General features: G+C 44.5%; 8 protein-coding genes. 4 read left to right on the top strand and 4 right to left on the bottom strand.

All coding sequences use genetic code 11. The features are described from left to right. Nucleotide 1 precedes the first annotated feature (1 nt). The 3 genes from FLM48_RS02520 to FLM48_RS02510 all read left to right on the top strand — a co-directional run bounded on the left by FLM48_RS02520 (nt 2) and on the right by FLM48_RS02510 (nt 2,612). A complete protein-coding gene (locus tag FLM48_RS02520) occupies nt 2-1,297 on the top strand; it encodes a TolC family outer membrane protein (RefSeq protein ID WP_028774816.1) in 1,296 nt (431 codons plus the stop codon). A 1-nt stretch (nt 1,298) separates the two neighbouring features. Continuing rightward, entirely contained in the window at nt 1,299-1,886 is a 588-nt protein-coding gene (locus FLM48_RS02515) for an OmpA family protein (RefSeq protein ID WP_179023236.1), read from the top strand. Between the two features lie 189 nt (nt 1,887-2,075). Further along, nucleotides 2,076-2,612 carry a thioredoxin family protein gene (locus FLM48_RS02510; protein ID WP_028774818.1) on the top strand — a complete coding sequence of 179 codons (537 nt, stop codon included), beginning with the start codon at nt 2,076-2,078 and terminating at the stop codon, nt 2,610-2,612. A gap of 74 nt (nt 2,613-2,686) precedes the next feature. Here FLM48_RS02510 and FLM48_RS02505 read toward each other — a convergent pair whose 3' ends face one another. From FLM48_RS02505 to rhlB, 4 genes are all read right to left on the bottom strand, one after another. Further along, a complete protein-coding gene (locus FLM48_RS02505; RefSeq protein WP_179023234.1) occupies nt 2,687-5,377 on the bottom strand; it encodes a TonB-dependent receptor domain-containing protein in 2,691 nt (896 codons plus the stop codon). Nucleotides 5,378-5,763: 386 nt separating this feature from the next. Next, nucleotides 5,764-8,766 (bottom strand): TonB-dependent receptor, encoded by a 3,003-nt coding sequence (locus FLM48_RS02500; protein ID WP_179023233.1) that lies wholly within the window; start codon nt 8,764-8,766, stop codon nt 5,764-5,766. A 358-nt stretch (nt 8,767-9,124) separates the two neighbouring features. Beyond that, nucleotides 9,125-10,057 carry an exopolyphosphatase gene (locus FLM48_RS02495; protein WP_179023231.1) on the bottom strand — a complete coding sequence of 311 codons (933 nt, stop codon included), beginning with the start codon at nt 10,055-10,057 and terminating at the stop codon, nt 9,125-9,127. Beyond that, nucleotides 10,058-11,365 carry an ATP-dependent RNA helicase RhlB gene (gene rhlB, locus FLM48_RS02490; protein WP_179023229.1) on the bottom strand — a complete coding sequence of 436 codons (1,308 nt, stop codon included), beginning with the start codon at nt 11,363-11,365 and terminating at the stop codon, nt 10,058-10,060. It lies immediately after the preceding gene. Nucleotides 11,366-11,538: 173 nt separating this feature from the next. On the opposite strand from rhlB, the gene trxA reads away from it, so the two are divergent. Beyond that, the gene (trxA, locus tag FLM48_RS02485) at nt 11,539-11,865 is read left to right on the top strand and encodes a thioredoxin TrxA (protein WP_028774759.1); all 327 of its coding nucleotides are present in this window, start codon (nt 11,539-11,541) and stop codon (nt 11,863-11,865) included. Nucleotides 11,866-12,050 lie beyond the last annotated feature (185 nt).

Here is a 12,050-nt window from a genome sequence, read left to right as displayed (position 1 = left end):
TATGCGACAATTGTTACTGATCCCCATACTCGCTTTAGCACCACATGTTCAAGCGTTAACACTTGAACAGTCTGTGGCAGAGGCGATTAATCATCACCCTTCTTTGCAGCAAAAATATGCCGCATTTGAAGCCGCCGTTCGTTACCGACGCGCTGCCGTAGGCGACTATTTACCCCAAGTTAAGCTCTATGGTGGCATTGGCTATGAAGATGTCAGATATAACAGTGGCCAACGCATCGATTCTGAATTAACCAGAACAGAAATCGGTTTAAAGGTGTCGCAGCTATTATTTGACGGCTTTCGCACCACATCAGAGATCGACCGATTAGAGTTTGAAAAAGAAGCAGAACGCTTTGGATTGCTGTCAGCCGCTGAGAATCTTTCTCTAGAGGTCAGTCAAGTTTATCTAGAACTGGTGATGGCGGATAAAGTGACGGAACTGGCACAGCGCAACGTTGAAGAACACAAAGAGATTCTGGCAAATATCGACTCTCGCCTCAATAAAGGCCTGAGTAGTGAATCAGACGTGGCGCAAGTTAAGGCCCGACTGGCGACCAGTCAATCGGGTTACCTAGCAGCACGTAACAATCAGATGGATTTACAGGCTAAATACTACGACCTTGTAGGTCAGTTTCCACAAGACCTCATCAGTCCACAGCCAGATTTTGACTACGTACCCACCTCATTGTCACAAGCTTTGGAGTTAGCCAAGAAAAATCACCCTGAAATTGATGCGGCAACCTCAGATGCACAAGCGGCCAGTGCACAACATGAAAGGGAAAAAAGTGACTTTTGGCCTAAGTTATCTATCGAGCTTCAAGCTAACAAGAACGACAATATCGGCGGCATTGAAGGCCCAGATGAGGATGCCCGTGCAATGTTAATGCTGAGCTACGATCTGTATAACGGCGGCTCAACAGTGGATCGCACCGAAGCGGCCGCATGGCGCTATCAGCAAGCTATTGCGGTAAGACAAAGCACTGAGCAGCAGGTAGAAGAAGGCACCCGACTTGCTTGGAACGCATTTGACTTTGTCGGCCAGCAGCGCAGTTTTTATCGCGAAAATGTCGATCAAGCCGTGAAAGCCGAACAAGGTTATCGTAAACAGTTCGATTTAGGTCGGCGCTCATTACTCGATGTACTCGATGCTAAAGTTGAGGTATTTCTTGCACGAAAAAACTACCTTAATGCCCATCACAACTACTATATTGCCGCCTATCGATTAATCAATGCCACGGGCTACTTAATGGAGTCGTTCCGAATTGACCAACCTCAACCTTGGTCACAGGAGAAATAGCATGAGAAACTTTAACTTATTAATATTAATTGCTATTTGTACGATACTTTATGGCTGCGCTGATACCGCTGCCCCCTATGAGCAACAGCAACAGAGCCGCAATCTTAATGACCAAGACTTCGATGGTGTTGTGAATGCCCGTGACGAGTGTGCTGATACACCTATTGGCGCCATTATTGATAATAAGGGCTGCAGTACCACAGAGGTGGCGTTCGCTGAACAAACCAAAATCATCATGTTTGGCTTCGATCAAGATACGCTTAGCACCGCTGAGCGCAATAAGGTTGCCGAGCTTATCGACAAGCTTAAAGGTTTGCCACAAGCAAAACTGCTGTTAGTCGGTGATACCAGCTCGGAAGGCAGTGACAACTATAATCACCAACTGGCATTGCGACGTATCGAAACGGTTAAGCAAATTGCTTTAACACAAGGCTTCCCGCTACAACGCATTGAAAGCGAGACTTATGATGAGTTACGCCATATTGCTAATCCGGTTAGCGGCCGCCAGCATCGGTTAATTGCTATAGGCCAGTGGCAGCACGACACCGTTGCTAAACAATGGAATATTTTCAGTTCTGAACAAAAATAGTGCTTTACGGCTCACAGATTAACTCAAACTTAAACCTAGCGTTGATTCTGTGAGCCACCTAGCTAATTAGCTTATTGGTCAGTGATCAAGCTAACATCCTCTCGCCTCGCCCCTTTCACCTCAAGCTTGCTCATTAGATAATGCTGATAGAATAAATTTAGCTAAATTTCTGTGACCTGAGGTAGTATCATGACCAACAATATCAAAGCACTTATTGCCACCACTGCATTAATTTTCAGTACTCAAGCCATTGCTAACAGTGGTTGCGCCTTTGAAGACGAAAACGGTGGTTTCATGGCAACATGTAGTGAGGAGAAACAGGAAGTGATTTTAACTGGTCTAGTAGACACTAACACCATGATGGCGGAAGTAGAAGAAATGACCGCGGGTTATGAAGAGTACCAAGTCGATACCGCAGCTATTACCCCGCTAAAGAATCTACAAGAGCCCACTGAAATAGTGGTCATTATCGGTACTTGGTGTCCAGATTGTCACCGCGAAACACCGCGTTTTATGCGCATAATGGAAGAGATCAATAATCCAAATATCACCGTTAAGTACATTGGTGTTGACCGTCAAAAAGCCGATCCAGAAGGTTTAGCGGCGAACTACGAGTTTACTCGTATCCCCACCTTTATCGTGATCCAGCAAGGTGAAGAGATTGGTCGTATCGTTGAGAGCCCAGAAGTCTCTTTAGAAATTGATTTAGCAAAAATCCTTAACTAATCTAATGGGTTGTTAAATAATAAAAAGGCACTCATAAGAGTGCCTTTTTTTGATGCTAAACCAACAAAATCAGCTTAGAATGTCTGGGTAAATGACACCCAATATGAACGACCAATTGTGTCGTAGATTGAACGGTTGTAGTCACCGTTGGCTTGGAAGCGCGGCTCTTCGTCAGTCAGGTTGTTGATACCCGCTGAGATAATATTGTTCCAAGGCATGTTATAAGAATAACTTAAGGTGTGATAAACCACTGAATCAATTGAGTAGCTTGAACCATCTTCATTCTCATCCGTTGTAGACTGTGAATCAATGTAGTCCGCTTGATAGTAAAGGCTATGATCGCCGACCAAGTAATTGGCAGTAAAGTTAACGCGATCATCAGGATAATCCTCAGTGCCCGCCCAGTTGCGCGATACCGTTCTTACACCACCTTCTGGCATCGAGTCGGTGTACTTCAAGTAATGCGACCAAGCTAAACCAAGTTTGAAATCACCAATATCTGTTTCAAATGTCGCTGCAAATTTAGCATCAACACCTTCGCGCTCACTTAAACCAATATTTTGCATTACATTGGTCATACCCGTCAGTTTGCCAATACCATTTTGGCTAATTGAAGTTCCAGGATATACCGCACTAATATCTGGACGAGGTTGACCCGCTGCATCAGCGCTTTCCCACAACTGTGCTTGAGTATAAGTAATTTCGTTGTTATCAAGCGTAGCAATTAAACCATCAGTTTCCAGTGACCAGTAATCAACAGTCATGTTGAAATTATCAGTAATATCCCACACAACACCAAAGTTATAACTTTCTGACTCTTCTGGGCCTAGATTTTCGTTACGATCTATCGAAACCGGTACATTATCTTCAATTGAACAACCATCGATGCCTAAGCCATCTTCATAGCATTTCATGTAGTTGACTACATCGTTATAACCAACACTGGTAGATTGATTTAACTGCTCAAGAGTTGGTGCACGGAAACCGGTACCCCAAGACGCACGCAGTAGTACTGGCTCCAATACGTTATAGCGAACAGACACTTGTGGGTTGAAGGTACCACCAAAATCGGAATATTCATCATAACGTGCAGCAAGGTTAACTTCTAAGTTATCCAGTACAGGGAATGCCATTTCCATGAACACAGCTGCGACATCACGATCACCGCTTCCGCCGGCTCCGCCACTACCACCAACAATTAAACCTGCTTCATCAAGGGCATCGACTGCCGAGTCAAGTTTCTCTTCACGGTAAGAAGCACCTAAATAGAGGCCTGTTGCACCACCAGCAAGTTCAAACAGTTCCATGCTGATACCGGCATCAACTTCAAAGGTGCTGCTGGTTAATTTAGCATCTGAGTTAGCTGTCGCGCCGCCAGGAAGTTCAGAATTAGGATCACGTGGATCCCAGCCTTCGAAACTATTGGTATCATCATTCCACGAACCAACTAAATCTGTCGTTGCACCTTTAAGTTGGTAGCCCGTACCCCACTTAAATACGTCATATTTGTTATATGATGCCGATGCATTCCAATCAAAATTATCTGTGGTGCCATCTAAACCAATTAAGAAGTCATAGATGTTATCGGTACTTTCACGTACACGATTACCGGCGGTATTGAAACGGAACAGCATTGCGCCGCCTTCTGGTACAGCGCGCAGGTTAAGACCATCGGCCGTGGTATAAGCTGGCATCGCCTCATCAAATGTAATGTAACCCGGTACTGGCGCAGATACATCAGTGGTGGTATTCGATGCCCAATATGCACGTGCAGTTAGCTCGATATCATCATTAATGTTGTAAGAGTAATTCAACAAGGTTGAGGTACGCTCTTGGTCCACATCGTTGTACGCCGCTTTGGTGTAATCAAATGAACAAGAGGTGTCACCAGGATACTTACTATCGTTCAGTGGGCCAACAAAGTTTGCCCCATAGACTTCACTACAATCTAAATCGTTAGTGTAAGGCGTGGTGTATAACCAACCGCCATTAGGTCCCATATCGATAGTACGACCAGTTTGGCTCAAACCAATCCAGCTACGGAAATCACTTGGATCTTGACCATCTTTTACGTGCGCTGCTGTATATGGACGCTCAGAAAATAGAATGCCACTCTTTTTGAAGTGCTCAGCGGTAAAGACAAAGCTCCCCATGTCAGAGCTTAGGCCACCAGTAAATGACGCTGAGTGATTGTCTCCGCCACCTTCTGCATCAGGCTCTTCTGCGCGTACTTTCACTTCAACACCCTCAAAATCTTTCTTGAGGATAATGTTAATAACACCGGCAATTGCATCAGTACCGTAAACCGCCGATGCGCCGTCAGAGAGGATTTCAATACGCTCTACAGCTGCTGTAGGAATGGTATTGATATTAGTTGCACCGCCACCTAAAACTGGGGATTTTGCCATACGCTTACCATCAAGTAGCGTTAATGTATGGCTCGGGTCTGCCCCTTTAAGCTGAATCGTAGCTTGTGATGACCAGCTATTGTTAGACGTACCACCGTATGAGCCAAACGAGTTTAAGGTTGACGCACGCAAAGCTTCACCCACAGTTGAAAAACCTGCGGTAGCCATATCGTCAGCGGTAATAGTAGTAACCGGTGAAGCGCCTTCCATATCCACACGCTTAATACGCGAACCAGTAATAGAAATACGCTCTACCGTATCAGCGCCGTCTTCGGCAGCTAATACAGCAGGTGCGGTAAAGGCCAAAGCCCCACTACACGCTAAGCTCACTAGCTTAGCAATTTGATTAAATTTCATGGTGATCTCCCAAATATATGCTTTTTGTTATACCGGTGAATCTCATGAGCTACAGCAATGAAAAAACACATGGTTCACACAAGTTGGCAACGTTTATATCACATACTTTATTTTGTATGCAATATACATATCTGGAGGTGTTTTGACTAAACTGGCGTTAATTAGTCATAAATATTCATATGAAAAATTAGCGAAATAGAGACAAAAGTCTTTATAAACAATGAAGTTGAAAGTTGTAGAGCTGGAAGGGTATATCGAGATTATCGCTATAAAGTCATTTAAACCAATTTGTAATATCTGTTATCAAAATGTAATTAGATTTGTTTACATCAGAAAAAGAGGCCGCTTATGCGGCCTCAAAAGTAGGTTTAGCAATGACCTATAAACTAGAACTCGTAGCGGGCTACAAGAGAGAAGTAACGCTCTTCTTGACGCTCGGTAGTCATCCCATAGTTTGGATTAAGCACTAAGCCATCATCCCCGTAGGCTGCGCGCTCTTCATTGATATTAGTGGCGCTATCAGAGTTCAGTACGTTATAAACCGTACCCTTAATGCTGAAATTGCCATCGAATAGCTCTGTCATATACATCAATGATAGATCGACCTTAGCAACCCAAGGTAAGTTACCCGCTTCACCACGTGGCGCAGGATCACCATTTTCATCATAGTGACTTGCTTGGCCATAATAGCGGCTAATACAAGCATCCCATGGACTACCTTCAGCACAACTATCAACACCAGATGGATGCACTGAGAAGTAACTCTGAGGACGACCAGAACTTACACTAGTAACAAAGCCAAAGATCCACTCATCAGTAATGTTATAGCTACCATTAAGTTTAAACACGTGAGTATGATCATTGGGCAGATCACCGTAACCATGGTCCATCAAATCACCGTAATCATACGATGTTGTCCAGCCTGGGTCGGCTTGGTTATTATCGGTTTTAACTAAGCCTTCGGTGTTACCCCAGTTGCGAGATAAGGTGTACGATGAGTTAATACGAAAATCTTCTGTGACGTTGCCATCTAAGGTCAGCTCCAACGCTAAATAATGACGCTGCATTGAATCGAGTGCCAACTCCTCGGCCGACAAATTCACATTATCAACTTTACCATCACCATCAAAATCGTAGCTTAAGTTAACCGCGTTACCTGGATTGTGCAGTACATAATAAGATCCCTGGCCGACATTATCTTCAATGCCCATCTCAGCGAGCTTTTTACTCAACACAGGCCCAACATCAGTGTCCTCAACACCACGACCCAGATCGCGCCAAATCACTCGCGCACCAGCTGACATGGTATCGAACACTTCTTGCTGATAACCCAAAGTAAACTCGTCTGAGAACATAGATTCTAGTGATGATGAAGCAATCAAGCCCGGCTCAGTAATACCTTGCTGGCGAACCCAAGTATCGCGAATCGCGGCACCACGACTCGGTGAACCATCGGCTGTGATTACTGGGTGGCCATTGGCATCAACTTGGTCCAATTCGAAATAGTCAAATACTTCACGCTGTGAGCCACCCTGCTTGATGTTCATGTTGACTGAAACAGGCTGGAAGTATCGACCATAAGTCGCATAAACTTTAGAACTGCCATCGCCATGAATATCATAAATAGCTTGCAGTCTAGGTGCGATTTCATTTTCAAACTCAACAAATGCGCGACCATCTGAGACGGTATTTTCATAGTTGTTAACCCGCACACCGGCGTTAATCACTAAGTTATCCGTCGCCTGCCAAGTGTCATTGACGTAAAAAGACAGCGAGCTGACTTCTGAATCATTGCTGGCGAATGTTGAACGGCGACGACGCTCAATATAGTCACTACCTTCAGGTGCACCAGAAATATCCCCGGCACCTGCCGTTGCAATCGTCCACCACCCTTGCGCTTCACCCAATCCATTTTGGTATTCAGTGTAATCAACTTCAACACTATTATAATCCACACCAAAACTTATTGCGTGATCTTCCAAATCCCAATTGAAATCAATACGCGCTTGATCGCGTACATAATGCTGCTCTGATACTGTAGAGTTGGTATGCTGACTTAGCGTTACAAAGTTACCATTACGCTCATCCCAGACACCTGGATTGCTCGAGGCTACACGATTCTCTACATCTTCATTTGTTCTTCCTATAACCGCCGATACTGAAAAATCATCGGTGATATAACCGTTGTAGTTAAAACTGTATAAGCCGCCACCATCTTCACCCGGTGCAGCGACACCTTGCTGCTCGCCCACTTCATTGGTTTGCCAGTCATAAGCGTAACTGGATGTATCCCAGGTACGTTTGTTGTTCATGGCCATAAAACCAAATGAGTGGTTTTCAGTCGCAAACCAATCTAACTTAGCAAACCAACGATCCGACTTACGCTTACGGTCGCTGTATACCGTCTGACCCGCCCAACTATCATCTTCTTGATTGGGCTCATACAAGCCATAGTAGAACAGCTTATCCTCAATAATCGCGCCACTGGCCCACAGCTTGATATGCTTGTATTCTGTACTGTCCTGTTGAGTATTTCCATACTCATCAATGGTGCCATCGGCTTGATAAACTGAATCATGGCTGGAACGTAGCGAATCCGGATCCCAGCGCCCTTCAGCACCAAAATGGAACTCATTGTCGCCTGATTTAGAAACAGCGTTAATAATGCCGCCAATTGCTCCACCAAACTCTGGTGAGATAGCGCCTGTTTTGATTTGGGTTTGACCAATCGCTTCCCAAGGTAAGCGTAACGCGCCTAAACCCGTACGAATATTAGTGACATTTAAGCCGTTGAGATAGTAAGCATTTTCAGCTGATGATGACCCCCCAAAACTTGAAGCACCATTAAAATTAGATCCCCCCGCAGCGGCGGTACCAGGTGCTAACAAGGCAATGCTTTCAAAACCTGCATCCACCGGCATAGTGTTGAGCTCATCTTGGTTAAAGGTGACACCAGCAGTCGATGAAGCCATATCAACCCGGCGAATTCTGCTGCCAGTCACCGAAATACGCTCTACATCGCTGCTACCAACAGCAAGCAATTGACCATCAAGAATAACTGGCTGGCCAATACTCACACGTACACCATTTTCTTGAGTGGTCTCAAAACCATCCTTAGTGATAGTGATGTCGTAGTCACCTACCGGCACCTTCCGCAAAAAGTAGGCACCTTTATCGTTAGTTTCTACTGTATAGGTAAGGCCTTTGGTTTTGTGCTTTAGCGTTATCAAGGCATTAGCAACGGTTTCACCCTGTTGGCTAACAATATTACCTTTAACAATACTGGTTTCAGCTGAATATGCTACCGGCGCTGACAACATCAGCACTGAGCCTACGGCAATGGCCGCCAAACTGGGGGTAAATCGCTTTATTGCGTTACGTCCAGACATAGATCTATCTCTCCCGAAAAATGATTTATTAGGCATCTGGTCATTAATATTTTTTGAATAAATAGGGTACAGAGAACCAGATGCAACAAAACCATAACACTAATTACATATTTTATACAATCTACAAAATGCAAATTTGTTGGGATTTTAGTCACTACAGGATAAAAAACAGCCAAAGTAACGTGTTAACAATTGTTTAAAAAACAGGCTATTTGGGGGGAGTTAACTGGAATAGAGAAAGCAGATCTTGGCAAGAAAATGAGTAATAAAAAATGATGATGTTTTAGCTACATCTGGATGATAGTTGTTGCGAAGCTGATAACTAAGTTTGCAAGAGATAATTTAAGTGGGAGCGCGATTACTGCGCGGTGACCTGATTGGCTAGCTGTTGTAAAACCCCTTCGCGGAGTGCGCCACCAGAAAGGTTGAGCTTATCAATCTCTAATAAGGTAAACAGTGCTTGGAGTATCGCCACCCCCGCTGCAAATGTTGGTGCACGCTCAGGGTGCAGCCCTTCAATGCCAAGCATAGATTGCTCGGGTTGGGACAAGATTTCTAGCTGTAACTGTTGCAATACCTGCGGCGTGATCGTTGCCGTCATACTACGATGATTAAGCAGTTCGATCACCGATTGTACACTACCTGAGGCTCCAACAACCCCATGCCACCCCAAACGACGAAGCTCTTGGGCGTAGTCACCTAAGGTTTGCTGTACTTTGTCTGATGCGCTATTGAAGTCAAGCTCTTGGTAAGGAAAGTCATTGAAAAACAAACTATTAAAAGTCACACATCCGATAGGAAGGCTTTGCTTAAACAGCACGCTATCGCCATCACCAACAATGAATTCGGTACTGGCACCGCCAATGTCAATCACTAAACGGCGGCCTTCACCAGCAGTGGTGGCAGCCATCCCTTGGTAGATCAACTCAGCTTCTCGCAATCCGCTAATGATCTCTATCGGTTGCTGCAAAATCGGTAACGCAATATCACTGAATGCCTGAGCATTTTTAATACTACGCAATGTTGCAGTGGCAATGACTGCAACATGCTGACGTGCGACACCTTCTTTATCGAGCATGTCTGCAAACATTTTCAGACAATCAATGCCGCGGTCAAATGCCTCATCACTGAGTACACCATCACTGCCAATACCTTGAGCTAAACGCACCTTGCGCTTGTATTTAGCAATAACATTCGGTTTGCCGGCAACGGTTTGCGCAACCAGCATATTGAAGCTATTAGAACCTAAGGTAATGGCCGCATAACGCGGCGCTGATTGAACGTCAGTCATTTAGCTGTGTCTGCGAGTCCTGTCATGACGTCTTGGACGCGCGTTGCGATTACCTTGAGGTGGGCGACCGCTACCTGAACGCCCTTGCGGACGGTTGTTATGCTTACGATGTACCCGAATTGGCGCTGGGATATCATCAAGCAACGCTTCACTGTCATAATTACTGACAGGAATTGAATGCTGAATATAGCTCTCAATGGCAGGTAAGTTAAGGGCATACTCTTCACAAGCAAAGCTGACTGACACCCCTTTTTGACCAGCACGACCTGTACGACCAATACGATGCACATAATCTTCGCAATCGTCCGGAAGATCATAGTTATACACATGCGATACATCTGAAATATGTAAACCACGCGCTGCCACATCCGTGGCCACCAAAATGTCTAACTGACCATTGGTAAATTGCTCAAGAATACGGATACGTTTCTTTTGCGGCACATCACCAGTCAACAAGCCAACACGATGTCCATCACCTTCTAACCATGACCACAAATTCTCACAGCTATGTTTAGTGTTAGAGAAAACAATCGCTTTTTCAGGCCAATCTTCTTCAATCAGGCTCAACAACAAGCGCATTTTTTCATCCATCGATGGATAAAAAATCTCTTCCTTGATGTTTTTAGAGGTTTTCTCATCCGGCGCGATTTCGACTTTCTCTGGCTCGTTCATATGATCGTATGCCAGCTCTTGCACTTTCATCGACAAGGTTGCCGAAAAGAGCATATTCAAACGCGATTTAGCATCAGGCATGCGTCTAAACAAGAAACGAATATCTTTAATAAAGCCCAAATCGAACATGCGATCAGCTTCATCTAACACCACCGCTTGAATGGCGCTGAGATTAATCACACCTTGACGAACATAATCAATAATTCGCCCTGTGGTACCAATAAGAATATCGACACCTTGATCCAGCACTTTACGTTGCACATCGTAGCTTTCGCCACCATAGACGATACCCACCTTTAGACCGGTGTGTTTCGCCAACAACTTCGCATCCTTAGCGATCTGGATCGCCAATTCACGTGTTGGTGCCATTACAATTGCACGTGGCTGATTGAGCTCGCGCCCCTCAGGGATTGGTGTGCTAAGTAAATGGTTAAATGTGGCAACTAGAAAAGCCAGTGTCTTACCAGTACCGGTTTGGGCCTGGCCAGCAATGTCTTTCTTTTCTAGTAAAATAGGGAGGGAAAGCGCTTGAATTGGTGTACAAAATTCAAAACCGCTCTCATTAAGTGCTGTTTTTATCTCTGGATGTAGAGAAAAGTCGGCAAACTTCTGATTTGATAAATGTGTTTCGCTCATAGGCGCCAGCATACCAGTTAGGGTTGCAATAAGAAACTCAATCGTTTGAAATAACGATTATTAAAAACTGTACTGAAAACTGCTTAAAAAAAGTCTTGAAAAGCGAATTTCAGACCCAATATACAGGTTAAGCCATTAACAAACCAGCAATGGCAACCTAACTGGAGAACATCATGAGCGATAAAATCATAACCTTGAGCGACGACAGCTTCGACACTGACGTAATTAAATCTGATATCCCTGTAGTAGTCGATTTTTGGGCAGAGTGGTGTGGCCCTTGTAAAATGATCGCGCCAATTTTAGATGACGTCGCTGAAGAATATGAAGGCAAAGTCAAAATTGGTAAGCTAAACGTTGACCACAACAATGCCTCTGCTGCTAAGTACGGTGTACGTGGTATTCCAACACTGCTTATCTTTAAAAATGGTGAGCTTGCCGGTACTAAAGTTGGCGCACTATCTAAAACTCAATTAAAAGAGTTTATTGACGCCCAGCTATAATGCGCCCAAAACTGCATTATAAAGTGATTCCCGACACAGCTTTATCAATAAATTGTGTCGGGGCTTGCTAAATTTCTAGACGCCCCGCGCTGTTAGTGCTACTTTAATAACCAAATTAATGTTATTAACCCACATCTCGCTATCCGACTAATATCCTAAACACACTTTATCCTATTATTCGGCGA

Source organism: Shewanella sp. Scap07 (genome assembly GCF_013394145.1).
Taxonomy (GTDB): Bacteria; Pseudomonadota; Gammaproteobacteria; order Enterobacterales; family Shewanellaceae; genus Shewanella; species Shewanella waksmanii.
Note: the sequence above shows the minus strand (reverse complement) of the source record. Positions and strands in the feature narration are given on the sequence as shown.

Excerpts from the sequence above, each read along its gene's own strand:
- rhlB (WP_179023229.1), bottom strand. The coding sequence starts at position 11,365 with ATGAGCGAAACACATTTATCAAATCAGAAGTTTGCCGACTTTTCTCTA.
- trxA (WP_028774759.1), top strand. The coding sequence starts at position 11,539 with ATGAGCGATAAAATCATAACCTTGAGCGACGACAGCTTCGACACTGAC.
- FLM48_RS02515 (WP_179023236.1), top strand. The coding sequence starts at position 1,299 with ATGAGAAACTTTAACTTATTAATATTAATTGCTATTTGTACGATACTT.
- FLM48_RS02520 (WP_028774816.1), top strand. The coding sequence starts at position 2 with ATGCGACAATTGTTACTGATCCCCATACTCGCTTTAGCACCACATGTT.
- FLM48_RS02505 (WP_179023234.1), bottom strand. The coding sequence starts at position 5,377 with ATGAAATTTAATCAAATTGCTAAGCTAGTGAGCTTAGCGTGTAGTGGG.
- FLM48_RS02510 (WP_028774818.1), top strand. The coding sequence starts at position 2,076 with ATGACCAACAATATCAAAGCACTTATTGCCACCACTGCATTAATTTTC.
- FLM48_RS02495 (WP_179023231.1), bottom strand. The coding sequence starts at position 10,057 with ATGACTGACGTTCAATCAGCGCCGCGTTATGCGGCCATTACCTTAGGT.
- FLM48_RS02500 (WP_179023233.1), bottom strand. The coding sequence starts at position 8,766 with ATGTCTGGACGTAACGCAATAAAGCGATTTACCCCCAGTTTGGCGGCC.